The 24,531-nt window shown below is 64.8% G+C and carries 24 protein-coding genes; 13 read left to right on the forward strand and 11 right to left on the reverse strand.

The genetic code is table 11. The annotated features are described in order from the left end of the window. Window positions 1-86: 86 nt before the first annotated feature. From cobG to CAG00_RS04255, 6 genes are all read left to right on the forward strand, one after another. On the forward strand, window positions 87-1,418 hold the full coding sequence (cobG, locus tag CAG00_RS04230; protein ID WP_176240852.1) for a precorrin-3B synthase: 1,332 nt from the start codon (window positions 87-89) through the stop codon (window positions 1,416-1,418). After that, complete coding sequence (locus tag CAG00_RS04235) at window positions 1,411-2,037, forward strand: precorrin-8X methylmutase (RefSeq protein WP_039613543.1); 627 nt, start codon at window positions 1,411-1,413, stop codon at window positions 2,035-2,037. Before cobG ends, CAG00_RS04235 begins: the two co-directional genes overlap by 8 nt. Continuing rightward, window positions 2,034-2,768, forward strand: coding sequence for a precorrin-2 C(20)-methyltransferase (locus CAG00_RS04240; RefSeq protein WP_016712210.1), 735 nt, complete (start codon window positions 2,034-2,036; stop codon window positions 2,766-2,768). Before CAG00_RS04235 ends, CAG00_RS04240 begins: the two co-directional genes overlap by 4 nt. A gap of 2 nt (window positions 2,769-2,770) precedes the next feature. Continuing rightward, window positions 2,771-4,453: a precorrin-3B C(17)-methyltransferase gene (gene cobJ, locus CAG00_RS04245; protein ID WP_085663566.1), complete on the forward strand. Its 1,683-nt coding sequence runs from the start codon at window positions 2,771-2,773 to the stop codon at window positions 4,451-4,453. Between the two features lie 93 nt (window positions 4,454-4,546). Next, complete coding sequence (locus tag CAG00_RS04250; protein ID WP_085663567.1) at window positions 4,547-5,227, forward strand: hypothetical protein; 681 nt, start codon at window positions 4,547-4,549, stop codon at window positions 5,225-5,227. A 59-nt stretch (window positions 5,228-5,286) separates the two neighbouring features. After that, window positions 5,287-5,970, forward strand: coding sequence for a hypothetical protein (locus tag CAG00_RS04255; RefSeq protein ID WP_238066973.1), 684 nt, complete (start codon window positions 5,287-5,289; stop codon window positions 5,968-5,970). Here CAG00_RS04255 and CAG00_RS04260 read toward each other — a convergent pair. From CAG00_RS04260 to CAG00_RS04300, 9 genes are all read right to left on the reverse strand, one after another. Further along, complete coding sequence (locus CAG00_RS04260) at window positions 5,948-6,544, reverse strand: MarC family protein (RefSeq protein ID WP_013974374.1); 597 nt, start codon at window positions 6,542-6,544, stop codon at window positions 5,948-5,950. The two genes, CAG00_RS04255 and CAG00_RS04260, sit on opposite strands and share 23 nt — an antisense overlap. 177 nt (window positions 6,545-6,721) lie before the next feature. Beyond that, window positions 6,722-9,493: a hybrid sensor histidine kinase/response regulator gene (locus tag CAG00_RS04265; protein ID WP_025340782.1), complete on the reverse strand. Its 2,772-nt coding sequence runs from the start codon at window positions 9,491-9,493 to the stop codon at window positions 6,722-6,724. A gap of 144 nt (window positions 9,494-9,637) precedes the next feature. Further along, the gene (purD, locus tag CAG00_RS04270; protein ID WP_075046492.1) at window positions 9,638-10,933 is read right to left on the reverse strand and encodes a phosphoribosylamine--glycine ligase; all 1,296 of its coding nucleotides are present in this window, start codon (window positions 10,931-10,933) and stop codon (window positions 9,638-9,640) included. Between the two features lie 182 nt (window positions 10,934-11,115). Next, complete coding sequence (gene purH / locus CAG00_RS04275) at window positions 11,116-12,723, reverse strand: bifunctional phosphoribosylaminoimidazolecarboxamide formyltransferase/IMP cyclohydrolase (RefSeq protein ID WP_063911866.1); 1,608 nt, start codon at window positions 12,721-12,723, stop codon at window positions 11,116-11,118. Window positions 12,724-12,804: 81 nt separating this feature from the next. Further along, window positions 12,805-13,125, reverse strand: coding sequence for a DNA-binding transcriptional regulator Fis (gene fis / locus CAG00_RS04280; RefSeq protein WP_012274390.1), 321 nt, complete (start codon window positions 13,123-13,125; stop codon window positions 12,805-12,807). Continuing rightward, window positions 13,122-14,135, reverse strand: a complete 1,014-nt coding sequence (gene dusB, locus CAG00_RS04285) for a tRNA dihydrouridine synthase DusB (RefSeq protein ID WP_046613238.1) — start codon at window positions 14,133-14,135, stop codon at window positions 13,122-13,124. The genes fis and dusB overlap by 4 nt, the downstream gene beginning before the upstream one ends. 255 nt (window positions 14,136-14,390) lie before the next feature. Further along, window positions 14,391-15,752 (reverse strand): DUF3426 domain-containing protein, encoded by a 1,362-nt coding sequence (locus CAG00_RS04290; RefSeq protein ID WP_085663569.1) that lies wholly within the window; start codon window positions 15,750-15,752, stop codon window positions 14,391-14,393. Window positions 15,753-15,794: 42 nt separating this feature from the next. Beyond that, a complete protein-coding gene (prmA, locus tag CAG00_RS04295) occupies window positions 15,795-16,673 on the reverse strand; it encodes a 50S ribosomal protein L11 methyltransferase (protein ID WP_025340777.1) in 879 nt (292 codons plus the stop codon). A gap of 249 nt (window positions 16,674-16,922) precedes the next feature. Beyond that, on the reverse strand, window positions 16,923-17,378 hold the full coding sequence (locus CAG00_RS04300) for a MaoC family dehydratase (RefSeq protein ID WP_054573589.1): 456 nt from the start codon (window positions 17,376-17,378) through the stop codon (window positions 16,923-16,925). Window positions 17,379-17,521: 143 nt separating this feature from the next. Between CAG00_RS04300 and CAG00_RS04305 the strand changes: the two genes are divergently transcribed. The 3 genes from CAG00_RS04305 to CAG00_RS04315 are packed head-to-tail and all read left to right on the forward strand — an operon-like array spanning window position 17,522 to window position 19,197. Next, window positions 17,522-17,884 (forward strand): CidA/LrgA family protein, encoded by a 363-nt coding sequence (locus CAG00_RS04305; RefSeq protein WP_084785276.1) that lies wholly within the window; start codon window positions 17,522-17,524, stop codon window positions 17,882-17,884. Next, the gene (locus tag CAG00_RS04310) at window positions 17,881-18,597 is read left to right on the forward strand and encodes an LrgB family protein (protein WP_085663570.1); all 717 of its coding nucleotides are present in this window, start codon (window positions 17,881-17,883) and stop codon (window positions 18,595-18,597) included. Before CAG00_RS04305 ends, CAG00_RS04310 begins: the two co-directional genes overlap by 4 nt. Before the next feature lie 9 nt (window positions 18,598-18,606). Further along, on the forward strand, window positions 18,607-19,197 hold the full coding sequence (locus tag CAG00_RS04315; protein ID WP_075046485.1) for an LON peptidase substrate-binding domain-containing protein: 591 nt from the start codon (window positions 18,607-18,609) through the stop codon (window positions 19,195-19,197). 128 nt (window positions 19,198-19,325) lie between these two features. Here CAG00_RS04315 and CAG00_RS04320 read toward each other — a convergent pair whose 3' ends face one another. Then, window positions 19,326-20,642 (reverse strand): bifunctional DedA family/phosphatase PAP2 family protein, encoded by a 1,317-nt coding sequence (locus tag CAG00_RS04320; protein WP_025340772.1) that lies wholly within the window; start codon window positions 20,640-20,642, stop codon window positions 19,326-19,328. A 3-nt stretch (window positions 20,643-20,645) separates the two neighbouring features. Next, the gene (locus tag CAG00_RS04325) at window positions 20,646-21,314 is read right to left on the reverse strand and encodes a DNA-3-methyladenine glycosylase (RefSeq protein ID WP_085663571.1); all 669 of its coding nucleotides are present in this window, start codon (window positions 21,312-21,314) and stop codon (window positions 20,646-20,648) included. A gap of 330 nt (window positions 21,315-21,644) precedes the next feature. Between CAG00_RS04325 and CAG00_RS04335 the strand changes: the two genes are divergently transcribed. From CAG00_RS04335 to rlmH, 4 genes are read left to right on the forward strand one after another with little or no spacing between them, the layout of a single operon-like run. Continuing rightward, window positions 21,645-22,916, forward strand: coding sequence for a glutamate-5-semialdehyde dehydrogenase (locus CAG00_RS04335; protein ID WP_025340770.1), 1,272 nt, complete (start codon window positions 21,645-21,647; stop codon window positions 22,914-22,916). A gap of 1 nt (window position 22,917) precedes the next feature. Further along, window positions 22,918-23,577: a nicotinate-nucleotide adenylyltransferase gene (nadD, locus tag CAG00_RS04340; protein ID WP_085663572.1), complete on the forward strand. Its 660-nt coding sequence runs from the start codon at window positions 22,918-22,920 to the stop codon at window positions 23,575-23,577. Between the two features lie 43 nt (window positions 23,578-23,620). Continuing rightward, window positions 23,621-24,040, forward strand: a complete 420-nt coding sequence (rsfS, locus tag CAG00_RS04345; RefSeq protein ID WP_013974359.1) for a ribosome silencing factor — start codon at window positions 23,621-23,623, stop codon at window positions 24,038-24,040. Between the two features lie 9 nt (window positions 24,041-24,049). Next, the gene (gene rlmH, locus CAG00_RS04350) at window positions 24,050-24,517 is read left to right on the forward strand and encodes a 23S rRNA (pseudouridine(1915)-N(3))-methyltransferase RlmH (RefSeq protein ID WP_003249722.1); all 468 of its coding nucleotides are present in this window, start codon (window positions 24,050-24,052) and stop codon (window positions 24,515-24,517) included. The last annotated feature ends 14 nt before the right edge of the window (window positions 24,518-24,531 follow it).

A 24,531-nucleotide genomic window follows, 5' to 3' on the forward strand; every position in this document is an offset into this window, starting at 1 on the left:
GATGATGCTCGACCACCGGCTTTTCATGCCGCCGGACAAAGCAGGCATAATACCGCGCCTTCTACACTCAAGCGCATTTTCACAGATTGCCGGACGCCCCTTTGACCCAGGCCCATGCCTCCCATGTATCGCCCCGTCCCTCGGCCTGCCCGGGGTTGTGGCGCATCGTCAGTGCCCGTGATGGCGGCATCTGCCGCATCAAGCTGCCGGGCGGCCTGCTGCTGGCCGACCAGGCCGACGCAGTGGCGGCGGCTGCCGAGCGTTTCGCCGGTGGCGTGATCGAGGCCACCAACCGCGGCAACCTGCAGATTCGCGGCATCGGCAGCGAGCATCGCGGCCTGGTCGAGACACTGCTCGCAGCCGGCCTGGGCCCACGTGATGCCGCCGGTGACGATGTGCGCAACCTGATGCTCAGCCCGCTGGCCGGGCATGACCCGGCGATGCTGCTGGACGCTCGGCCGCTGGCCGGGCAGATCCTCGACCTGCTGGAAGGCACCCCGCGTTTTCACCAGTTGTCGGCCAAGTTCGCCGTGCAGCTGGATGCCGGCGAAAACCTGGCCATGCTCGAACACCCCCATGACCTGTGGCTGTCGACCCTGCGCCTGGAGCAGCAGACCTGGCTGGCGTTCGGCCTGGCGGGTTGCCCGGCAGACGGCCAGGTGCTCGGCGCGGTGCCGGCGGAACAAGGCCTGGCACTGGTGCGTGCGGTGCTGGAGCGCTTCCTCGACCTGGCCACCCCGGCACAGTCGCGCATGCGCCAGTTGCTCGAGGTGTGTTCGGCAACCGATTTCATCGACGGGCTCGGCCTGGCCATCCGCCGCGATGCCGCCGTGCTCGCATGGCGGCGTGCACCCTGCAACGTCTCGTGGCTGGGCGTTCTGCCCCAGGTGCAGGGCGTCGCCTTGGGCGTTGCCCCGCCGCAGGGGCGCCTGACCCCGGCCATGCTGCGTGGCGCTGCGCGCGTTGCCCGTGAACATGGCGATGGCAGCCTGCGCCTGAGCCCCTGGCAAAGCCTGGTGCTGACCAACCTGCAAGCGCAACACATCGATCACGCCCAGGCCGGATTGTCCGCACTGGGCCTGCTATGCCACGACCATGAGCCACTGGCACGCATAAGCGCCTGTACCGGCGCCAGTGGCTGTGCCAAGGCTCTGGGCGAGACCAAGGCCGACGCCGTCACCCTGGCTGCACTGCTCGGCCCTGGCGTGCCCGGTAGCGTGCACTTGTCCGGTTGCCCCCGATCCTGCGCCATGGCCCATGTTGCCCCGGCCACCCTGCTGGCCCGTGCGCCGGGCCGTTACGACCTGTACCTGCGTGATGCGCGCCTGCCGGGCTTCGGCGCCCTGCGCGCCACCGACCTTACCTTGAATGAAGCAGGCGCCATGCTCGACCTGCCGACGGAGCACCTTGATGATTGACTACATCCGCGATGGTCAGGAGATCTATCGCAATTCCTTCCGGATCATCCGCGAGGAAGCCCGACTCGAGCGGATCCCCGCAGACCTCGAAAAGCTCGCCGTGCGCGTGATCCACGCCTGTGGCATGGTCGACGCCATCGATGGCCTGCAGTTCTCCGAAGGCGCCGGCCGGGCCGGGCGCGAGGCGTTGCTGAACGGCGCGCCGATCCTGTGCGATGCGCACATGGTCGCCGAGGGCATTACCCGCGCCCGCCTGCCCGCCGACAACAAGGTCATCTGCACCCTGCGCGACCCGAGCGTACCGGGCCTGGCGAAAGACGCCGGCAACACCCGTTCCGCCGTGGCCCTGGAGTTGTGGCGACCGTACCTGGAAGGCAGTGTGGTGGTGATCGGCAACGCGCCTACCGCGCTGTTCTACCTGCTGGAAATGCTCGACGCCGGCGCCCCGAAACCAGCACTGATCCTCGGCTTCCCGGTCGGCTTCGTCGGTGCCGCCGAGTCCAAGGCGATGCTCGCCGCCGACAGCCGTGGCGTGCCGTTCGTGATCATGCAAGGCCGCCTGGGCGGCAGCGCGATGGCCGCCGCTGCGGTCAACGCCCTCGCCACGGAGGTGGAATGATGGCGCCGCGTGGACGTCTGCTGGGCCTGGGCGTGGGCCCTGGCGACCCTGAACTGATTACCCTCAAGGCCCTGCGCCTGCTGCGTGAAGCGCCCGTGGTCGGCTACTTCGTGGCCAAGGGCAAGCGCGGCAACGCCTTCGGCATCATCGAGGCGCACCTGCAGCCCGAGCAGACCTTGCTGCCGCTGGTCTACCCGGTAACCACCGAAGCGCTGCCAGCGCCGCTGTCCTATGAACAGGTGATCAGCGACTTCTACGACGAGGCCAGCGTGCAGGTAGCCGAGCATCTGGATGCCGGCCGCGACGTGGCGGTGATCTGTGAAGGCGACCCGTTCTTCTATGGTTCCTACATGTACCTGCACGACCGCCTGGCGCAGCGCTACGAGGCCGAAGTGATCCCCGGCGTCTGCTCGATGCTCGGTGGTGCCTCGGTACTGGGCGCGCCGCTGGTGTACCGCAACCAGAGCCTGTCGGTGCTGTCTGGCGTGTTGCCGGCCGAGGAGCTCAAGCGTCGCCTGGCCGACGCCGACGCGGCGGTGATCATGAAGCTTGGGCGCAACTTCCCCAAGGTGCGCGAAGTGCTGGCCGAACTGGGCCTGGACGGGCGCGCGCTGTATGTGGAGCGGGCGACCATGGCCAACCAGAAGATCGTGCCGCTGGACCAGGTCGACCCACAGTCGTCGCCGTACTTCTCGCTGATCATCGTGCCGGGTGAAAAATGGCAGGGCTGAACATGCACCAGGCACCGGCGATCGTCATCCTTGGCCAGGGCAGCCTGGCCACGGCGCAGCGTATCCAGCAGCGTTATCCACAAGCATCGATCCATGGCCTGGAAGGCCGGGTCGAGGGTGCCGACCTTTGCTACACCGCGTTCGGCGATACCCTGCGTGGGCTGTACCAGCAGAACACGCCGATCATCGCCCTGTGCGCGGCGGGTATCGTCATCCGCAGCCTGGCCAGCCTGCTCAGCGAGAAAGGTGTCGAGCCACCGGTACTGGCCGTGGCCGAAGACGGCAGTGCCGTAGTGCCGTTGCTTGGTGGCCTTGGCGGTGTGAACGTGATGGCGCGCGAAATCGCTGAAGCACTGGGCGTTGCTGCGGCCATCACCACCAGCGGCGAGCTGCGTTTCGGCACCTGTCTGCTGAACCCGCCACAGGGCTATGCGCTGGCGGATATCGAGCAAGGCAAGCGCTTTGTCTCCGACCTGCTGGCTGGCGAGGCGGTGCGCATCGAAGGTGACGCGCCGTGGCTGCAACAGGCACAGTTGCCTGCCAGCGAGGCGGCTCGGCGTACCATCCATGTGGGGCACCAGGCCCGCCCGGCCAGCCGCGACGAGCTGCTGATCCACCCGCGTTCGGTGGTAGTGGGTGTTGCTGGCGGCAGCCTGGCCAGTATCCGTGCGGCATTGCAGCAGGCCGGCATCGCCGAGCCTGCAGTGGCCTGCCTGCTGGCCGACGAGCAAGCCATGGCCGACAATGCCCTGCACGAGGCCGCACAGGCCCTGGGGATTGCCTTGCGCTTTGCTGCCAAGACGCATGATCTGGCCGGGATGGTTGCTGCGGCATTGCCTGCTGCGCAGCTGATCGAGGTGGCAGACGTGGTCATCGCGGTGGCGCCTGCCCCGGTCGAGGTGGCGCAGATCGGTCGTCGTCGGGGTCGTCTGGCGGTCATCGGCCTGGGGCCGGGTGCAGCCGAGCTGATGGTGCCGGCGGTCAAGGCCGAGCTTGCGCGGGCCGAAGATGTGCTCGGTTACGAAACCTACGTGCGCATGGCCGGCCCGTTCCGTGACGACCAAGTGCTGCACTGCACCGACAACCGTGAAGAGATGCAGCGTGCCCGGCATGCTTTCGAACTGGCAGCCCAGGGCCGTTCGGTTGTGGTGGTGTCGTCGGGCGACCCGGGTGTGTTCGCCATGGCAGCTGCGGTACTTGAAGCGTTGCACGAGTCCACTGACCCGGCCTGGCACCGGGTGGATCTCGAGATCCTGCCGGGGGTGTCGGCCTCGCTCGCGACCGCCGCCCAGGCGGGCGCGCCGCTGGGGCATGACTTCTGCGTGATGTCGCTGTCGGACAACCTCAAGCCGTGGTCGATCATTGAAAAGCGCTTGGACCTGGCGGCCCAGGCCGACCTGGTGCTGGCGTTCTACAACCCGATTTCCAAGGCAAGGCCGCACCAGCTCGGGGTAGCGCTGGAGGTCGTGCGTCGGCACCGCGAGGGGAACACGCCTGTAGTCCTTGGCCGTGACATCGGTAGGCCGGGGCAGACGCTGAAGGTCGTCACATTGGCCGAGCTGCTGCCGGAAATGGTCGACATGCGCACCATGGTGCTGGTCGGCTCATCTACAACCTGCGTGTTTCCTCGCCTCTCGGGTGGGGTGTGGGCCTACACGCCGCGTTGGTACCCGTCGGCCGACTAGTTGCACCGGAAACCCTTCAGCGCGTTGCATCCTGGGCGCGCTGGCTAAGTTGGTTGCCCCTCACTCGAGGGGTAACCATCTAGGAGTTTCCACATGTCCACAGAAACACAAGTCACTGCAACTGACACAGCCATCCTGGTTGAAGGTAACCTGCTGGCCTGCGGCGCAGGCATGTCGGCGCAAAGCCGCCACGATGTGAAGAATGCCTTCCACTTTGCCACCTTGGTGGCTGACAAGTCCTTCGATGCCGAAAAACAGAGCAGGGAGTGGTATGACCGGTTCATCGATGTCATGCGTGATCTTGGTTTTACCATCCCTCGTCGCACCTTCGAGCTGGAAACCTCTGCCGAGCTGTCTGTCACCATAGGTGCTGTCGCTGTACGGGCGATTGGTGCGGTCGGTAATGCGGTGCTGGGTGGTACCAAGTTGGGTGTGCTGGCCAAGGCGGCCTTCGACAAACTCACCACCGTCGAAAATGACCTCAAGGTGGTCGATCACAAGCGCAAGAACAAGGTCAGGGGCATGGTCGGGATGGCCGCCTGCGTCGAAACCGACAACAACGATGTGGTCATGGTGGTGAACTGCATCCAGGCGTCTGCCCCACAACTGGATGATGACATCCTGGGTATCCAGTGGAAGCTGGAAAAGACCGAGTACTACGCCGGCATGGCTGTGCTCACCCTCAACACTTTCGTCTACGACAAGGTCCGCGAAACCGTGGAAAACAAACTCGGCGTGCGCAGCGTCGAGAACGTTCTCCAGTACGACATCTGATTGCAGGGCGGCGTTGTTGCAACGCCGCCTTGTTCGGCTCTTTGTGACGAGGCAACGCAATGGACAGAACAGCTGAACAACTGATGTTGATTGGCGGGACGGCATTACTGTATCGCGCGGACACTGGCCAGATTCAACGCCAGGCTGCCTTCGACTCCATCCTTTACGCCCAGTTGGTGGCCAACAGGAATGCGGGGTCACGCTTTGACAACTATGAAGCCTGGTATGACGCCTATCGCGAGGCATATCGGCAACTGGGCTGGATCAAGCTGGCCAGTACGCATGACCTGAAACAGTTGGGGCAACCCGCGCGCAGCGCGCAGATACAGCCGCTCGAGGCGTGGCTGAAGATGCGCTCGATCCGTCATGAAGCCGTGCTGGCTGCAGTAAGAAGCGGCCTGGGCCGATCGATCGAAGGTTTTCGCCACCAGCTGAAGTTCAGCACGCAGGGTTCGCAGCTGGTGATCGAGCTTGGCCTGCTCAAGCCGGGGCCGGCGCTCGACCTTTGCAGTATCACCCTGCAATTCGACAAGCCGATCGCCGGCATCTCTCAGGACATGCTGTTGGTCGAAAAGGCGCTGGAGGGCGAAGCCGGGTTCAATGGCGTTTCCTTGCAGCTGGATAACGGGCGCTTCCAACACCAGCGAGATGAACTGCAGGCATTGATGAAAACCAAGGATGCGCAGGGGGAGTATCGGTTCGACCTCAATGCGGCGATGGTCAGGGCGCCAGGTAGCCTTTGATACCGGTAAAGATGATTTGTGCAGCCAGGGCGCAGACGAACAGCCCCATCAGCCGGCTGACGATCTGCAGGCCCTGGTCACCGAGGATGCGCTCGATACGGTGTGACAGGTACAGCACCAGGCCGACGGTAAAGCTGGCCAGGGCGATGCTGATGATGGCCAACAGCTTGTCGTCCCAGTGCGGGTGGCCGACGCCCATCACCAGCAGTGCACCGATGGTGCCGGGGCCGACGGTGAGCGGGATGGTCAGCGGCACGATGGTGACATCCTGCTGCACGTTGTCGGCCTGTACCGCGGACTTGCCTTGGGCCATGCCCAGTGCCGAGATGAACAGCACGCTGCCGGCGCCGATGCGGAAGGCGTCGGCGGTGATGCCGAAGATGCCGAAGATCGCCCGTCCGAACAGGTACAGCAGGACACTGGCGATCAGCGCGGCGATGGCCACCTTCCATGCCAGCTGCTTGCGCTCCTTGCTGGAGTGTCCGCGGGTCAGGCTGATGAAGCACGACAGCACGAAGAACGGGCTGTAGAGCACGAGCATTTTCAGGTAGACGCTGAACAACTCATGGAGCATGGGGGCTAGTCCAGGCAGTTATGGCTGGGCAGAGTTTATCAGCAGATTCTGTTGATAGCCTGTACCGACCTCTTCGCGGGTGAGCCCGCTCCCACAGGTAATGCATAAGGCCTGAAGGCAATGCTATCCCTGTGGGAGCGGGTTCACCCGCGAAGAGGCCGGCACAGGCGCCTCAGATCAGGAACTATGCACCGGATCCACCTTGGCTTCCCGGTGATTGGCCCAGTACTGGATCAGCTCTCGCAACTGCGACAGTTCCACCGGTTTGGCCATGTGCCCGTCCATGCCCGCCAGGCGGGCGCGTTCCTTGTGTTCGGCAAGTATGTGCGCGGTCAGCGCCACCACCGGGGTGCGCTGGCGCTGGTTGGCCGCTTCCCAGGCGCGCAGCTGCTGGGTGGCCGAGAAGCCGTCCAGTATCGGCATTTCGCAGTCCATCAGCACCAGGTCATAGCGCTGCGCCTTCATCGCCTGCAAGGCCTCTTCGCCATTGCTGGCGGTGTCGGGCTCGAGGTTGAGCTTGCCGAGCATGCCGCGGATCACCTTGGTCGAGATGCTGTTGTCCTCGGCGACCAGCACGCGGAAATCGCCGGGCAGGTCCAGTGCCTGGGGGATGCCGGGCAAACTGGCTGGTATGGCTTGCTCGCGGCCGCGCTGGGCCAGTTCTTCGGCCAGGGTGGTTTTCAGCGTGTAGCCGGCCACCGGCTTGGCGAGGATCCGCTTGACCCCGGCGTTGCGCGCAATGACCTTGCTCGGCGCGTTGCTGATGCCCGTGAGCATCACCACCAGGATGTCGTGGTTCAGGCTCGGGTCTTCCTTGATCTTGGCGGCCAGCTGCATGCCGGTCATGCCTGGCATGTTCTGGTCCAGCAGCACGGCATCGAAGTAGTCGCGCAGGTGGGCCTTGGTGCGCAGCAGGGCCAGCGCTTCCTTGCCCGACGGGACCGCGCTGACGTTCATGCCCCAGGCACTGCACTGCTGTACCAGCACCTTGCGGCAGGTGTCGTTGTCGTCCACCACCAGTACGCGAGCATCGCGCAGCGGGCTGTCCAGGTCGGCCGGTGGCTGTTCCAGGCGCGAAGGGTCCAGCGGCAGCGTCAGCCACAGGGTGTTGCCCATGCCGGTGCTGCTCTTGATGCCGAACTCACCCTGCATCAGGCCGATCAGCTGCTTGGCGATGACCAGCCCCAGGTGGCCGCCCAGCTTGTTGCTGGACAGGAAGTGGTGGCTGTGCAACTCGGCCTGCAGCAGGGCTTCGCGGTCAGCGGCGGGCAACGGTTCGCCGCTGTCCTGCACGGCGATGCGCAGGCGCGGTACCTCGCCGCGCTGGTCCAGCGCCACTACCAGCAGGATCTCGCCCTGGTCGGTGTTTTTCAGGGCATTCTCCAGCAGGCTCGACAAGGCCTGGCGCAGGCGCGTCGGGTCGCCGCTGATCACCCGTGGTACCTGCGGCTGGGTGAAGCTGATCAGTTCGATGTTCTGCTGTTCGGCCTTGGCACGGAAGATGTTCAGGCAATCTTCGATCAGCGCGTTGAGGTCGAACTGCACGTCATCGAGTTCGATCTGCCGGGATTCCAGCTTGGAAATGTCGAGAATCTCGTTGATCAGCGTGAGCAGTTCGTTGCCGGCGCTGTGAATGGTCTGCACGTAGTCGCGCTGCTTGACCGACAGCGGCGTGCCCAGCAGCAGCTCGGTCATGCCCAGCACACCGTTCATGGGGGTGCGGATTTCGTGGCTGATCTTGGCCAGGAACTCGGCCTTGGCGTTGATTTCGGCATCGCTGGCAGCCAGGGCGCGGCTGGCGCTGAAGCGCTCTTCACTCATGCGCCGCAGGCGTTCGCTGACTGCCAGGTTGAGCAGCAGGCCGCTGGCCACGGTCAGCCCCAGCAGGATGCACAGCAGCCAGGGCGTCGAAGTACGGGTCAGGCCCAGCAGCGCTGGCAGCAGCACCAGCCCACCGAGGTTGAACACCACCATGGCCAGGCTGAACAGGCGTGCGGGGGCATAGCCCTTGTACCAGTGGTAGCTGCTGACCAGCAGCATGCTCACGCTGCCCAGGGCCATCAGGGCGTAGGTCATCAGGTTCAGGGGCAGGGTGTCGACGAACAGCAGCACCAACCCGCTCAACCCGACCACCAGCATCTCGCCCTGCAGCAGGCGGTTGAGCCGTGGCGAGTTGCATGGCGAGAAGAAATGCTGGGTGAAACACAGCCCGGCCAGGCCGGCCAGGACCAGCGTCAGGTATGCGGCGGGCGTCTGCGCGCTGTGCCACACGTGCCACCAGGGGCCGCTGAGGTTCAGCAGGATCAGGCCGCTGAGCAGCATCAGGCCGTGGTACAGCGCCAGGATCAGGGTGGTGCTGGAGCGGCTGTAGAGGAAGCGGATCAGGTTGTGCATGATCAGCATCACCAGGCCGCCGAACAGCATGCCGAACAGCAGTGGCTGGCGCTGGTCGGAGGCTGCCACGGCCGCAGGCTCCAGGCTGATGGCCGGGCGCAGCTGGTGCTCGGAAACCAGGCGCAGGTAGATATCCAGGGGTTGCTTGCTGTTGGGCAGGGGCAGTACATGGTCGCTGCCACGCAGGGTCGGGCTGGCATTGCCGGCCTGGCGCCCGTGGTGCAGCTGACGCAGAAGCTGGTCGCCCTCGAGGGCGTAGAGGTCCAGGCCAGAAAGGTCTGGGGCGAAAACCCGCAGCAGTTGTTCCTGCTCGCCGGGCTCCAGGCGGTAGTGCAGCCACAGGGCCTGTTCCGCGGGGGCGGCATCCAGGTCGGCGAGTACCAGCGGGCTGAACTGGTTGCGGTAACGCTCGGAGCGCACGTCGCTCAGTTGCAGGTTGGCCTGTTCGTCGAGCAGAACGGCCCAGCCTCCGTCATGTTCGGCCGCAGCCGGGAACATGCAGAGCAAGGTCAGCAAGCTGACGATCAGAGCTGAGGCAATCCGAAGCCGACGCACTACGAAATCCCTTCTTAGCCAAGGTGCCGGGTATTAACTATGCGCGGCGCGCCAAGTCGAAGGCAAGGCCCCTCGGGGCCCTGTCGACGAGCCGGATGCCGCAGGCGCAAGGTGCTGGAGCGCGCTGCGGCAGCCCGGTACAACTTACTGCTGGTGCTCACCGCGCTCGCGGGCGATGGCCCGGTAGCCGATGTCGGTGCGGTAGAAGCTGCCGTTCCAGCTTACTTCCTTGGCCAGGCGGTAAGCCTGCTGCTGCGCGTCGGCAACGGTGCTGCCCATGGCGGTGGCACACAGCACGCGGCCGCCGTTGGTGGTCACCTTGCCATCCTTGAGCGCAGTACCGGCGTGGAACACCTTGCCTTCGATCTTCGCGGCAGCGTCCAGTCCATTGATCACGTCACCCTTGGCGTAGTCGCCCGGGTAGCCGCCGGCAGCCAGTACCACGCCCAGGCTCGGGCGCGGGTCCCACTGTGCTTCGACCTTGTCCAGCGCCTTGGCGAATGCGGCCTCGACCAGCAGCACCAGGCTCGACTCCAGGCGCAGCATGACTGGCTGGGTCTCAGGGTCGCCGAAGCGGCAGTTGAACTCGATGACCTTGGGGTTGCCCGCCTTGTCGATCATCAGGCCGGCGTAGAGGAAGCCGGTGTAGACGTTGCCTTCCTCGGCCATGCCGCGCACGGTCGGCCAGATCACCTGGTCCATCACGCGCTGGTGCACTTCGGCGGTGACCACCGGGGCAGGGGAGTAGGCACCCATGCCGCCGGTGTTCGGGCCGGTGTCCTGGTCGCCGACGCGCTTGTGGTCCTGGCTGGTGGCCATGGGCAGCACGTTCTGGCCGTCGACCATGACGATGAAGCTGGCTTCCTCGCCGTCGAGGAACTCCTCGATCACCACGCGGGAGCCCGCATCGCCGAAGGCGTTGCCGGCCAGCATGTCACGCACGGCGGCTTCGGCTTCTTCCAGGGTCATGGCGACGATCACGCCCTTGCCCGCGGCCAGGCCGTCGGCCTTGATCACGATCGGCGCGCCTTTTTCCTGCAGGTAGGCCAGCGCCGGTTCGATTTCGGTGAAGTTCTGGTAGTCGGCGGTCGGGATCTTGTGACGCGCCAGGAAGTCCTTGGTGAAGGCCTTGGAGCCTTCCAGCTGGGCTGCGCCCTTGGTCGGACCGAAGCAGTCCAGGCCGCGGCTGCGGAACAGGTCGACCACGCCGATGACCAGCGGTGCTTCCGGGCCGACGATGGTCAGGTCGACGTTCTTCTCGGCGAAGTCAGCCAGTTGCTCCAGGGCGCACACGTCGATGGCGACGTTCTCGCACTTGGCTTCAATGGCGGTGCCGGCGTTGCCCGGGGCAACGAAGACTTTCTCCACGCGTGGGTCCTGGGCGACTTTCCAGGCCAGGGCGTGCTCACGGCCGCCGCTGCCGATGATCAAAACTTTCATGTCAAAACCTCGAATTCTGTCTGGCCGATCCCGCTTCCTGTAGGAGCGGCCTTGTGTCGCGAAAGGGGCGCGTAGCGGCCCCAGGTTTTCAGCTTCGCAGCAGAAATTGCCGGGGCCGCCTTGCGGCCCTATCGCGACACAAGGCCGCTCCTACAAGGGCCGGCGATCGGCCCTGCATCTGTTTAGTGGCGGAAGTGGCGCATACCGGTGAAGACCATGGCGATGCCGGCTTCGTCAGCGGCAGCAATCACCTCGGCATCACGCATCGAACCACCCGGCTGGATCACGGCGCTGATACCCACTTTAGCCGCATTGTCGATGCCGTCACGGAACGGGAAGAACGCGTCCGACGCCATGACTGCGCCCTGCACCTGCAGGCCGGCATGCTCGGCCTTGATTGCAGCAATGCGCGCGGAGTTGACGCGGCTCATCTGGCCGGCGCCGACGCCGATGGTCTGGCGCTGCTTGGCGTAGACAATGGCGTTGGACTTGACGAACTTGGCCACTTTCCAGGCGAACACCAGGTCGTGAATCTCTTGCTCGGTCGGCGCGCGCTTGGTGACGATCTTCAGGTCATCGGCAGTGATCATGCCGATATCGCGGCTCTGCACCAGCAGGCCACCGTTGACGCGCTTGAAGTCCCAACCGGCAGCGCGCTCGGCTGGCCACTCGCCGCATTCCAGCAGGCGTACGTTCTGCTTGGCGGCAACCACGTCGCGGGCAGCCTGGGAGATTTTCGGCGCGATGATCACTTCGACGAACTGGCGGTCGACGATGGCCTTGGCGGTTTCGCCGTCCAGCTCGCGGTTGAAGGCGATGATGCCGCCGAACGCCGACTCGGTGTCGGTGGCATAGGCCAGGTCGTAGGCCTTGCGGATGCCGCCTTCGTCTTCAGGTACCACGGCCACGCCGCATGGGTTGGCGTGCTTGACGATGACGCAGGCCGGCTTGACGAAGCTCTTCACGCACTCCAGTGCGGCGTCGGTGTCGGCCACGTTGTTGAACGACAGTTCCTTGCCCTGCAGCTGGATGGCGGTGGAAACGCTGGCTTCGCCTTTTTTCGCTTCCACGTAGAACGCCGCGCTCTGGTGCGGGTTCTCGCCGTAGCGCATTTCCTGGGCCTTGACGAACTGGCTGTTGAAGGTGCGCGGGAATTCGCTGCGGCCTTCAGTGCTCAGGGTCTCTTTGGCCTGGTCGATGGTGCCCATGTAGTTGGCGATCATGCCGTCGTAGGCGGCGGTGTGTTCGAACGCCTTGAGCATCAGGTCGAAGCGCTGGGCGTAGGTCAGGCCACCGGCCTTGAGGCCTTCGACGATGCCGGCGTAGTCGCTGGCGTTGACCACGATGGCCACGTCCTTGTGATTCTTGGCAGCCGAACGGACCATGGTCGGGCCGCCGATGTCGATGTTCTCGATGGCGGTCGGCAGATCACAGCCAGGCTTGGAAATGGTGGCTTCGAACGGGTACAGGTTGACTGCTACCAGGTCGATCGGCTTGATGCCGTGCTCGTTCATGATGGCGTCGTCGGTGCCGCGACGGCCGAGGATGCCACCGTGGATTTTCGGGTGCAGGGTCTTGACCCGGCCATCCATCATTTCGGCGAAGCCGGTGTAGTCGGCCACTTCCACCGCGTTGACGCCGTTGTCCTTGAGCAGCTTGTAGGTGCCGCCGGTGGACAGGATCTCGACACCGAGCTGCTGCAGCTCACGGGCGAATTCGAGGATACCGGTCTTGTCGGAGACGCTGATCAGGGCGCGGCGGACTGGCAGGCGGGTAGTCTGGTCGGTCATTTCGGGTTCCAATAACGCGGTGGAGTCAGCAAAAAAGGCGCCTCTGTTCAGGGAGCCGCCTTTTCTGGTTGGGATTCTGGCTTACAACAAGTCGTACTGCTTGAGCTTCTTGCGCAGGGTGCCTCGGTTCAGCCCGAGCATCTCGCTGGCCTTGGTCTGGTTGCCCTTCACGTAGTTCATCACGCTTTCGAGCAGGGGCGCCTCGACTTCGGAGAGCACCAGGTTGTACACGTCCGTCACGGTCGCGCCTTCCAGGTGGGCGAAGTAGTTGTGCAGCGCCTTCTCGACGCTGTCGCGAAGGGTCTGGCCCTCTTCGCTCGGCGTGTTGAGGTGCTGTTTCAGGTTGGCGTTGTCGCTCACGGGCGTTGTTCCACTCACAAATGTCTCGGTCATCATCGTCATGCGGCCACCCCTTGTCCGTCCTCTGTCTCAAGGCTCTGTCGACGTTCGCTGAAAAACGCGCGAACGTTGGCGCACTGCGCTTGTGTGTCTTCCAAAGCGTTGAACCGGGAGCGAAACTCCTTGCCGCCGGGTCGTGTTGCCAGGTACCAGCCAACGTGCTTGCGGGCGATACGTACGCCCATCACATCGCCATAGAAGGCATGCAGCGCGGCCAGGTGCTCCAGCAGGATGCGTTCCACTTCGTCCAGCTGCGGCGCTGGCAGGTGTTCGCCAGTGCGCAGGTAATGCTCGATCTCGCGAAAGATCCATGGCCGCCCCTGGGCGGCCCGGCCGATCAACAGGCCGTCTACCCCGGTGGCGTCCAGCACCGCCCGGGCCTTTTCTGGCGAGGTGATATCGCCGTTGGCAAAAACCGGGATCGACACCGCCTGCTTGATGGCAGCGATGGTGTCGTATTCGGCTTCGCCGGTGTACAGGTCGGCGCGTGTGCGGCCATGCACCGCCAGCGCCTGGATGCCGGCCTGCTCGGCGATCCTCGCCACGTTCAGGCCGTTCTTGTTCGCCCGGTCCCAGCCGGTGCGGATCTTCAGGGTCACCGGGACGTCCACGGCGCCGACCACGGCGTGGAGAATCTCGCTGACCAAGGCTTCATCTCTCAATAAAGCAGAGCCTGCGGCTTTGTTGCAGACTTTTTTTGCCGGGCAGCCCATGTTGATATCAATGATCTGGGCGCCAGCTTCGACGTTGGCCTTTGCCGCCGCTGCCATCATCTGCGCATCACCACCGGCGATCTGTACCGAGCGTGGTTCGGGATCACCTTCATGGATGCGGCGCAGGCTCGACTTGCGGCTGTTCCAGAGGCTCATGTCGCTGGAGACCATTTCCGACACCACCATGCCGGCGCCCAGGCGCTGGCAAAGTGTACGGAAAGGCTGGTCCGTGACCCCGGCCATGGGCGCGAGGATCAGGTTGTTACGTAGTGTGTATGGGCCGATGCGTACCGCCGACATAGGTGATCCCTGTTGTGGGGCCGAATCTTGGAGTTCGAAAAAGGGTTGGCATGATACCCGCTCTCGGTGACCGGATAAAGATGGATTTGGATAAAATCTGAACAGTTGTCGGCTTATGACATTTGGTATGGGGGGAGGATCCAGGACCTTGCGCGGCCCCTGTGGGAGCGGGCGGGCCCGCGAAGCAGGCGGCGCAATGGATGGCACGGGCTTCGCCCGTGATCGCGGGCACGCCCGCTCCCACAGGGTTGGTAGTTATTCCGGCGAGCGGAAGCTCAGGCTGTAGTTAACGGCCTTCGGCCCCGGATCGAGGATGTCCAGGGCGATGTGGATCGGGGTCTGGCTGGGCATTTCGCCGCGCCCGGCCAGTTCGCCGGACAGGTATTCGCTGGGCTTGAAGCGCCGGCTGGCGATCAGCTGGCCATTGAGGTCGGCGAAGCGCAGTTCCAGCAGCGGGAACGGCTGGGCGAACGGCGCGCGGTTGTAGATGATCGCATCGACGATCAGTGCGCCCTTGAAGTCCGGGTGGCTGCGTACCACCAGGTTGCTGCTCTTGATTCGGGCGATATCGACGCGGGTCGGCACTTCGCAGCCGACCAACGGGCAGACTTGCTGGAAGAGCGGCCGGTACTGGTCCTGGCGGGCCATTTCGTCGAAGTGGAACCACACGTACTGGAACGCCAGCAAGCCAGCGGCCAGCAGGGTCAGGAAGCCCCACAGCAGGCGCTTGCCCCAGTTGGGTGCGGGCTTTTCCCAGCCCAGTTGCAGCGGGTCGTCGACGACGTCGACCAGCGGCTCCTTGCGCGCCGGGCGCTCGGCTTTGCCGGCAAGGCCTGGTTCCAGGCGTTCGCCGGGCAGCGGCTCGACAGGCTCGTCATCGCGCGCAGACAGGTGCAGCTCCAGCGGCTCGTCGTCGCGGGCGCTCAGGCCCTGTACCGGGGCTTCATCATCGCTGGCACGCAGCGGTTCGTTGAATTCGGGGTGGTCATCGATTTCGACGGCACGGTGTACCGGTGGCTCGTCGTCGATGTCCAGGTCCAGATTGCCGCCTAACGTCGGCTCGGTACGCTCGCCCGGGGCGGGCTCCAGGTCCAGCTCCAAGGGCTCCGGCTCCCGCAGCACGGGCGCGGTTTCTATCGCCGGTTGCGGTTCGAACGGTTCATCGGTAGCCGTACCGAACAGGTCGTCGGCATGTTCGTCCGGGTGCAGTTCGTCACGCCGCGCCTGCAGACCGTCATCCTGGCTGGCCGGGCGAGCCGTGGCCGGTTGGCCGCGGCGCTCCAGGCGCTCCAGTTCCATGTCGAGGTCGAGCGCGTCCAACGCCTGGTTGGTGAGCGCCCAGTCCTCGTCCGGGGTGGTGCCGGGTTCGCTGGCGACAGGCTCGGGTGCGATCACCGGTTCGGCCAGCGGCTCGGCAGGGGCGGCAGGCATCGGTGCCGGCACCGCAGGTGCGCTGGCTCCGCCGGCGCGGTTCTGCTCCAGCAGCTGCTTGGCGGCGTTGAACACCTGCAGGCAGTGGCCGCAGCGCACTACACCGCGGGCCACGCTCAACTGGTGGTGGGTGACGCGAAAGCTGGTCTGGCAATGCGGGCACTGGGTGACGAAACTGTCGGTCATGCGGCAATCCGGGAGCTGTGCAGAAAAGTATTCTAGGCCCGCTTAACGGCGGCGACCACTGATGCGCACCCAGCCGTCGCGCACGACGATCGGGTCCAGCTCGAAGTCGGCGGCATAGGCCGCGGCCACTTCCTCACCCTGCTCGGCGAGGATGCCCGACAGCGCCAGCAGGCCACCTGGGCGGACCAGGCCGGACAGTTGCGGTGCCAGCGACACCAGCGGGCCAGCGAGGATGTTGGCGACCAGCACGTCGGCCTGCATGGCCGGCATGTGCTCGGGCAGGTACAGCGCCAGCTTCTCATCGGCGATGCCGTTGCGCTGGGCGTTGTCGCGCGAAGCCTCGATGGCCTGCACGTCGATGTCGGTACCGACCGCCTCACGGGCGCCCAGCAGCAGCGCGGCGATGGCCAGAATGCCCGAGCCGCAGCCGAAGTCCAGCACCTGGGTGCCTTCGAGTTGCTGACCGTCGAGCCATTCCAGGCACAGGGCGGTGGTCGGGTGGGTGCCGGTGCCGAATGCCAGGCCCGGGTCGAGCAGCAGGTTCACCGCGTCCTGTTCCGGGGCCTCGTGCCAGCTGGGCACGATCCACAGGCGGCGGCCGAAGCGCATCGGCTGGAAGTTGTCCATCCAGCTGCGTTCCCAGTCCTGGTCCTCGATCACCTCGGCCTGGTGCTCGGGCAGCTCGGCGCCGGTCAGCAGGCGCAGGTGGGCGAATACCTGCTCAGGGTCGGCATCGGCCTCGAACAGGGCCAGCAGGTGGGTGTGCGACCACAGCGGGGTGGTGTTGAGGTCTGGCTCGAAGATCGGTTGATCCTCGGCGTCCATGAACGTGACCGAGACGGCACCCACTTCGAGCAGGGCATCTTCGTAGGTTTCGGCTTGTTCCGGGCTGATGGCCAGGCGTACTTGCAGCCAGGGCATGGCGGGCACCTTTGGTAAATCGACAGGGGCAGCCCTAGGCTGCACGAAGGCTGGCAGTTTACGCGAGTGCGGTGGGTTTGTAGAGGAGGCCAGGCACGGACATCGTTGGGGCTACTGCCTTGCACAACATTGAAATCCTGGCATGCACCCTGTGGGAGCGGGCGCGCCCGCGAACACGGGCGAAGCCCGTGCCATCCACCGCGGTGCTTGCTTCGCGGGCTTGCCCGCTCCCACAGAAACTGTGGTGCATCAGACAAAACAGAGTGAAAGCGACTCAGCTATATAAGCAGGTTTCTCTTCTCCCTCGATCTCCAGCGTGGCAATCGCCTTGAGCAACCATTGCCCCGGCTTCTTCTCGGTCACCTCGGCCAGGTCCACCTTCAGCCGCACCTGGCTATCGACCTTGACCGGCTGGATGAACCGCACGCTGTCCAGTCCGTAGTTCACCACCATCTTCAGCCCTTCCGGCAGGACCAGGATGTCCTCGATCAGCTTGGGAATCAGCGACAACGTCAGGAAACCGTGGGCGATCGTGCTGCCAAACGGGGTTTTCGCCGCCTTTTCCGGGTCGACATGGATGAACTGGAAATCGCCCGTGGCTTCGGCGAACAGGTTGATGCGCTGCTGGTCGATCTTCAGCCAGGCCGAGCGGCCCAGTTCCTTACCAACGTACTGCGAAAGCTCTGTAACCGGTACATGGGGCATCGCGGACTCTCCAGGTTGTCAGTTGGTACGAAAGTGCAAGATCAGCACGGCGAACCGTTTCAGTCAAGTTGCGCGCTTTTCGACGAATATCGGTATATGGCGGCACGTGCTTATAATGGCGGCCATGCCCGAGGGAGATGCTTATGCTGTTGCGTGGTTTGACCTGGCTGGTGCTGTTCCAGCTGCTGGGGACGGCAATCAACCACCTGTTGGTGCCGTTTTTGCCGGGGCCGATCATCGGCCTGTTGCTGCTGTTGTTCTTCCTCATGGCCCGTGGTGAGGTGGGCAAGCCGCTGAACGAGGCCGCCAGCAGCCTGCTGCGCTACCTGCCGCTGTTGCTGGTGCCGCCTGCGGTGGGGGTGATGGTGTATGCCAGGGATATCGCCGCGGACTTCTGGGCCATTGCCGGTGCCTTGCTGATCTCCTGCCTGGTGACCCTGGTGTTCGTCGGCGTGTTGATGCAAAAGCTCATCCACCGCCAGGGCCGGCGCGAGGAGCAGCCATGATGCTCGACTGGCAAGGCGCACTGAATGCGGTCGTTCATCATCCCTTGTTCGGTATCGGCATCACGCTTGGGGCCTACCAGGTGGTGCTGGCGGCCTACGAGAAGACCCGCTGGATCTTCCTGCAGCCGGTACTGGTGTCGATGCTGCTGGTGATCGGCGTGTTGCTGGTATGCGGCATCGACTACAGCGAATACCGCAAGAGCACCGAAATCATGAACATCCTGCTGGGGCCCGCCACCGTGGCCCTGGCCGTACCGCTCTACCTCAACCTGCGGCGTATCCGTCAGCTGTTCTGGCCCACATTTACTACGCTGGTAGTCGGAGGCCTGTTCGCCACGTTGTGCTGCCTGTTGCTGGGCTGGTGGTTCGGTGCCGAGCACATGATCCTGATGACCATGGCGCCGAAATCGGTGACCTCACCGATCGCCATGCTGGTGGCCGAGCAGATTGGCGGCGTGGCGGCCCTGGCGGCAGTGTTCGTGCTGATTACCGGGGTGATCGGGGCAATCTTCGGCCCGGCGCTGCTGAGCCGTTTTGGCGTGCATAGCCCCGAGGCGCGCGGCATGTCTCTGGGCGTGACCGCGCACGCGGTGGGCACTTCGGTGGCCCTGCAGGAAAGTGACGAATGCGGCGCCTTTGCCGCGCTGGCGATGAGCCTGATGGGGGTGGCCACGGCGGTGTTCCTGCCGCTGGCGGTCAGCCTGGTGGCTTGAGGACTTGTGATGACGCTACCGCTGTTTCCCCTCAATACCGTGCTGTTTCCTGGTTGTTTCCTCGATTTGCAGATTTTCGAGGCACGCTACCTGGACATGATCGGGCGCTGCATGAAACGGGGCGAAGGTTTTGGTGTGGTGTGCATCCTGGAAGGCGAGCAGGTCGGCAAGGCGCCGCCGGTGGTTGCCTCGATCGGCTGCGAGGCGGTGATCCGTGACTTCGTGCAGCAGGATAACGGCTTGCTGGGGATCCGCGTCGAAGGTGTGCGGCGCTTCAACCTGGACAGTACCGAGGTGCAGAAGGACCAGTTGCTGGTGGGGCAGGTGCAATGGCTGCCGGAGCAGGCGGACAGCCCGTTGCTCGAGGCGGACGAAGACCTGCTGGCATTGCTGGTGGCCCTGGGCGAACACCCGATGGTCGAAGCCCTGGACATGCCGCGCCCGGTTGACGGGCGCCAGGCGCTGGCCAACCAGCTGGCGTACCTGCTGCCGTTCATGGAAGAGGACAAGCTGGATTTGCTGACCCTCGACTCGCCACAGGAGCGGTTGGGGGAAATCCAGAAGCTGCTGGAGCGGATTCAGGGTGAATTGTTTGCCTGATAGTGATGGGTTGCCAGTGCCGGCCTTTTCGCGGGTAAACCCGCTCCCACAGAGATAGCGCCGTTCTAAGGCTTGATGCAGTACCTGTGGGAGCGGGTTTACCCGCGAAGAGGCCGGTACAGGCGGTATCAATATTGATACCGCAGCAAAGCCTGCGGCAGCGCATGCATGGCAAAGAACGCCAGCAACGCGACACACGCCGGCAACACCAGCCACCACACCCGCAGCGGCAAGGCCGGCAGGGTCTGGTGACGCTGCACCAGTGCCAGGCTGAGCGCGCACACACAGCACGCCAGCAAGGCCCCGGCGAGGATGTCGGTCGGCCAGTGCGCCCCCAGGTACACCCGTGACAGGGCAATCGCCAGCGCTGGAATACAGCCCAGCATCACCCAGGTCAGGCGCATCCGCGGCGGTTGCCCGCGCCCGGCCAGCACCGCCATCACCAGAAAGAACGCAAACGACGCCGAACTGTGCCCGCTGGGCATGCTGTAGCTGGTCAGCGGGTCACTCAGCACTTCCGGGCGGGCCCGGGCGAACAGCCACTTCAGCGTGCCGTTGGCAAGCGCAGTACCCATCAGCGCGCCCGCAGCGAACATGGCATGCCGCCACTGCCGGGCAAGCAGCAGCAGGCCCGTCAGCAGGCCGCCGAGGAACAACTGGGTGCGGAAATCGCCCAGCCGGGTCACCAGCACCACGGCTCCATCGATGGCCTGGCTGCGGTGTTCCTGCACCAGTGTCATCACGCCCTGGTCGAATTCGTGCAGGTAGGGCCAGCCGAGGAAGACCCCGGCCAAGGCCAGGAAACTCATGCCGGCGATCAGCCGGGTGCCGTGGCGTTGATCGCGAATGCTGGTGTTCAGGCTCAGCCCGATGATGACTGCCAGGGTGCCGGCGATGATCCCGGCATCCAGCCAGAAGCCTTCCGGCAAGGGCAGGCGCATGGCCGCGCCGGTGGCCCAGCCGGGCAGCAGGTAGGCCACCGCCCAGCCGGCACCGGCCACAAGGCTGACGGCGATGAAGCGCGGCAGTGGCATGTCGAACATGCCGGCGACCATCGGCAGCATTGGCCGCAGCGGCCCGATGAAGCGCCCTACCAGCAGGCTGGCGATGCCGTAGCGCTGGAAGTAGGCCTCGGCACTGCCGATCCATTCCGGATGGTGGCGCAGCAGGGGCAGGCGACGGATATTCTGGTGGAAGTACTTGCCCACCGTGTACGACAAGGCATCGCCCACCAGGCCGCCGAGAAAGCCCAGCAGCAGCGTTTCGCCCAGGCTGAAGGCGCCGCTGCCGGCCAGTACCGCGACCGCGAACAGCAGCACGGTGCCTGGCACGATGATGCCGGCAATGGCCAGGCACTCGATGCAGGCCACCAGGAAAATTGCCAGGCCAAGCCACTGCGGGTTGGCGCTGAGCCAGCCGGTCAGGCTGTCGAGCCATTGGCCCATGGTTCAGCTTCCTTGTTCGAGAATGAAGAAGTCGCGGCCTTCGACTTGGCCACGACGTAACGGGTTCCGCGTGCAGAAACGGGCGTATTCGGCATCGACGAAACGGTAGGGTAGATGCTCGTCGCGGCCATGCGGGATGCCCAGGCGGGCGGCCTGGATCACCCGTGGCACGGCGTTGCCGCAATCCTCCACGTACAGGCGCTCGGCGTCGAAACGCCGGGCGTCCCAGTGCGGCACCTTCAGGCCCAGGGCCCGGCACAGCAAGGTCTGGCCGGCGCACAGGCGCTCGGCCGGGCGGAGGTTGCCGCTGGCATCGGGGTTGTTCAGTTGCATCTGCGCCAGGCTGTTCGGCCCCGAGCGGGCGTCCTGCCAAGGATAGGCCGACTTGATCAGCACCGCGTTGCCCGGCCCGTGGGCGCTGAAGTTCAGCGAGTCGCCGCCGCGCGCGTAGTACATATAGATGTGCCCGCCATCGAGGAACAACGCCTTGCGTTTTTCGGTGTAGCCGAGCGAGGCGTGGCTGCCCTTGTCGGTGAGGTAGTAGGCCTCGGTCTCGATGATGCGCGCGGCCAGCCACAGGTCGCCGTGGCGATGGCGGATGACCTTGCCCAGCAGGGCCTTGGCCAGGGTCTGGGCGTCGCGGTCGAAAAAGCTGTCGGGCAAGGCTGGCATGCGGGCGGTTCGCGGTTGGGAAGGCGGGGATGATAACAATGAATGGCTTAATCTAGGCTGAATCGGGTGGGATGTTGGCAGTGTCGGCCCTTTCGCTGGCTCGCCCGCTCCCACAGGTACCTTGGAGGTCCCAGGCCTTGTGCAATCCCTGTAGGAGCGGGTTTGCCCGCGAAAGGGCCCTGACAGGAGATAGAAGTTTCGATAACCCCGGTTACATCTTTCCTACACAATGCCCACAGCCATTTTCTACCATCCGCCACCCGCCGCTGGGCGTACACCTGCGCGGCAGTTATAATCAGCCGATTTCCCCTTCGCCAAGACACCGAACCCATGACTGAGTCCGTTCTTGACTATATGACCCGCCTGGGTCGCGCTGCCCGTGAGGCTTCCCGGGTGATCGGTCGTGCCAGCACCGCGCAGAAGAACCGCGCCCTGCAAGCTGCCGCCGATGCACTGGACGCCGCTCGTGCCGAGCTGACCGCTGCCAACGAGCTGGACCTAGCCGCCGGCCGTGCCAACGGCCTGGAACCGGCGCTGCTCGACCGCCTGGCGCTGACCCCGGCGCGTATCGACGGCATGATCACCGGGCTGCGCCAGGTGGCCAGCCTGCCGGACCCGGTCGGTGCCATCCGCGACATGAGCTACCGCCCATCCGGTATCCAGGTTGGCAAGATGCGCACGCCGCTGGGGGTGATCGGGATCATCTACGAGTCGCGCCCGAACGTGACCATCGATGCCGCCAGCCTGTGCCTGAAGTCGGGTAACGCGACTATCCTGCGTGGCGGCTCCGAAGCCATCCACTCCAACCGCGCCATCGCCACCTGCATCCAGCGTGGCCTGGCCGCCGCCGGCCTGCCGGCAGCCGTGGTGCAGGTGGTCGAGACTACCGACCGCGAAGCCGTGGGCGCGCTGATCAGCATGCCGGAATTCGTCGACGTCATCGTGCCGCGCGGTGGCCGTGGCCTGATCGAACGCATCAGCCGCGATGCCCGCGTGCCGGTGATCAAGCACCTGGACGGTATCTGCCACGTCTACGTCAGCCAGCACGCCGACCTGGACAAGGCCTGGCGCGTGGCGTTCAACGCCAAGACCTACCGCTACGGCATCTGTGGCGCCATGGAAACGCTGCTGGTCGACCAGCAGGTGGCCGAGCGCTTCCTGCCGGAAATGGCCCGCCGCTTCCAGGAGAAGGGCGTCGAATTGCGTGGCTGCGAGCGCACCCGGGCGATCATCGACGCCAAGCCGGCCACCGAGGCCGACTGGCACACCGAGTACCTCGATGCGATCCTGTCGATCCGTGTGGTCGACGGTCTGGACCAGGCCATCGAGCACATCAACCACTATGGCTCGCACCACACCGATTCGATCATCAGCGAACACCAGGGTGAAGCCCGCCAGTTCATGGCCGAGGTCGACTCGGCGTCGGTCATGCTCAATACCCCGACCTGCTTCGCCGACGGCTTCGAGTACGGCCTGGGTGCGGAAATCGGCATTTCCACCGACAAGCTGCATGCCCGTGGCCCGGTCGGCCTGGAAGGCCTGACTTGCGAGAAGTACGTAGTGATCGGCGACGGCCAGCTGCGCGGCCAGGAGTCCTGCTGAGTTGAGCAAGGCCCAGGCAGTCCGGCGCATCGGCATTCTTGGCGGCACCTTCGACCCCGTGCACATCGGCCACCTGCGCAGCGCGCTGGAAGTGGCCGAGTTCATGGGGCTGGATGAGCTGCGCCTGCTGCCCAACGCCCGGCCGCCACACCGCGACACCCCGCAGGTGGCCGCGAAGGACCGCCTGGCCATGGTGCAGGGCGCCGTGCAGGGCGTGCCCTGCCTGAGCGTGGATGCCCGCGAACTGGCGCGCGACAAGCCGTCGTACACCATCGACACGCTGGAATCGATCCGCACCGAACTGGGCGCCAACGACCAGCTGTTCCTGGTGCTGGGCTGGGATGCCTTCTGTGGCTTGCCCGGCTGGCACCGCTGGGAAGAATTGCTGCAACACTGTCACATCCTGGTGCTGCAACGCCCGGATGCCGACGTAGAACCCCCTGACGAGCTGCGCAACCTGCTGGCTGCGCGCTCGGAGAGCGATCCCACCGCCATGTCCGGCCCGGCGGGAAACATTTCGTTCGTCTGGCAGACGCCGCTTGCGGTGTCGGCTACACAGATCCGACAGCTGCTGGCCAGCGGCAAATCGGTGAGGTTCCTGGTGCCGGACGCCGTACTGGCCTACATCGAGGCGCACGAACTGTATCGTGCACCTAACTGACGGTGCCTCTGGCGCCTCATCCAACGAGTTGAACGAGTTTTATATGACCAAGCAGAAAATCCACGGCGAAGAACTGGTCGCCCTGACCAAGGCAGCGCTGGAAGACGTCAAGGCCCAGGACATCCAGGTCATCGACGTGCGCGAAAAGCACAGCCTGACCGACTACATGATCATTGCCACCGGTACCTCCAACCGCCAGATCAACGCGATGCTGGAAAAGGTCCGCGAAGCGGTCAAGGCCAAGGGTGCCCAGCCACTGGGCGAAGAAGGCAAGGGCGACAGCGACTGGGTGCTGCTGGACCTGAACGACGTCATCGTGCACATGATGACCGCCGCTGCCCGCCAGTTCTACGACCTGGAGCGCCTGTGGCAGGGTGCCGAGCAAAGCCGTGCTGCCGATGGCAAGCACCACAGCCCGGACCATGCCCACGAGTACTCCGACAAGCTCAAGGACCGGGAATAAGGAAGCGCTGTGCGTCTGCGCCTGATCGCGGTCGGCTCGCGCATGCCGAAGTGGGTCGAGGAAGGCTGGCATGAATATGCCAAGCGCCTGCCTGCCGAGCTGTCGCTGGAGCTGGTGGAAATCCCGCTGAACACTCGTGGCAAGAATGCCGACGTCGCCCGCCTGATCCGTCAGGAGGGCGAGGCCATGCTGAGCAAGGTTCAGCCAGGGGAACGCATCGTCACCCTCGAGGTCCATGGCAAGCCCTGGAGTACCGAGCAACTGGCGACCGAGCTGGACCGCTGGCGCCTGGATGCGCGCACGGTGAATTTGATGGTGGGCGGCCCGGAAGGCCTGGCGCCCGAGGTCTGTGCGCGCGCCGAGCAACGCTGGTCGCTGTCGCCGCTGACCTTGCCGCACCCATTGGTAAGGATACTCATCGGCGAGCAGATCTACCGCGCCTGGACCGTGTTGTCCGGGCATCCTTACCATAAATGAGCCTGTAAGCAGTC

The organism is Pseudomonas sp. B5(2017), assembly GCF_002112825.1.
Lineage (GTDB): Bacteria > Pseudomonadota > Gammaproteobacteria > Pseudomonadales > Pseudomonadaceae > Aquipseudomonas > Aquipseudomonas putida_Z.

Excerpts from the sequence above, each read along its gene's own strand:
- CAG00_RS04310 (WP_085663570.1), top strand. The coding sequence starts at position 17,881 with ATGATGCTCGACTGGCAAGGCGCACTGAATGCGGTCGTTCATCATCCC.
- rsfS (WP_013974359.1), top strand. The coding sequence starts at position 23,621 with ATGACCAAGCAGAAAATCCACGGCGAAGAACTGGTCGCCCTGACCAAG.
- CAG00_RS04320 (WP_025340772.1), bottom strand. The coding sequence starts at position 20,642 with ATGGGCCAATGGCTCGACAGCCTGACCGGCTGGCTCAGCGCCAACCCG.
- purD (WP_075046492.1), bottom strand. The coding sequence starts at position 10,933 with ATGAAAGTTTTGATCATCGGCAGCGGCGGCCGTGAGCACGCCCTGGCC.
- fis (WP_012274390.1), bottom strand. The coding sequence starts at position 13,125 with ATGACGATGATGACCGAGACATTTGTGAGTGGAACAACGCCCGTGAGC.
- CAG00_RS04260 (WP_013974374.1), bottom strand. The coding sequence starts at position 6,544 with ATGCTCCATGAGTTGTTCAGCGTCTACCTGAAAATGCTCGTGCTCTAC.
- prmA (WP_025340777.1), bottom strand. The coding sequence starts at position 16,673 with ATGCCCTGGCTGCAAGTACGCCTGGCCATCAGCCCGGAACAAGCCGAA.
- CAG00_RS04315 (WP_075046485.1), top strand. The coding sequence starts at position 18,607 with ATGACGCTACCGCTGTTTCCCCTCAATACCGTGCTGTTTCCTGGTTGT.
- CAG00_RS04305 (WP_084785276.1), top strand. The coding sequence starts at position 17,522 with ATGCTGTTGCGTGGTTTGACCTGGCTGGTGCTGTTCCAGCTGCTGGGG.
- CAG00_RS04255 (WP_238066973.1), top strand. The coding sequence starts at position 5,287 with ATGGACAGAACAGCTGAACAACTGATGTTGATTGGCGGGACGGCATTA.
- cobJ (WP_085663566.1), top strand. The coding sequence starts at position 2,771 with ATGCACCAGGCACCGGCGATCGTCATCCTTGGCCAGGGCAGCCTGGCC.
- CAG00_RS04240 (WP_016712210.1), top strand. The coding sequence starts at position 2,034 with ATGATGGCGCCGCGTGGACGTCTGCTGGGCCTGGGCGTGGGCCCTGGC.
- dusB (WP_046613238.1), bottom strand. The coding sequence starts at position 14,135 with ATGTCGGCGGTACGCATCGGCCCATACACACTACGTAACAACCTGATC.
- purH (WP_063911866.1), bottom strand. The coding sequence starts at position 12,723 with ATGACCGACCAGACTACCCGCCTGCCAGTCCGCCGCGCCCTGATCAGC.
- CAG00_RS04290 (WP_085663569.1), bottom strand. The coding sequence starts at position 15,752 with ATGACCGACAGTTTCGTCACCCAGTGCCCGCATTGCCAGACCAGCTTT.
- CAG00_RS04300 (WP_054573589.1), bottom strand. The coding sequence starts at position 17,378 with ATGCCCCATGTACCGGTTACAGAGCTTTCGCAGTACGTTGGTAAGGAA.
- CAG00_RS04335 (WP_025340770.1), top strand. The coding sequence starts at position 21,645 with ATGACTGAGTCCGTTCTTGACTATATGACCCGCCTGGGTCGCGCTGCC.
- CAG00_RS04235 (WP_039613543.1), top strand. The coding sequence starts at position 1,411 with ATGATTGACTACATCCGCGATGGTCAGGAGATCTATCGCAATTCCTTC.
- CAG00_RS04325 (WP_085663571.1), bottom strand. The coding sequence starts at position 21,314 with ATGCCAGCCTTGCCCGACAGCTTTTTCGACCGCGACGCCCAGACCCTG.
- CAG00_RS04250 (WP_085663567.1), top strand. The coding sequence starts at position 4,547 with ATGTCCACAGAAACACAAGTCACTGCAACTGACACAGCCATCCTGGTT.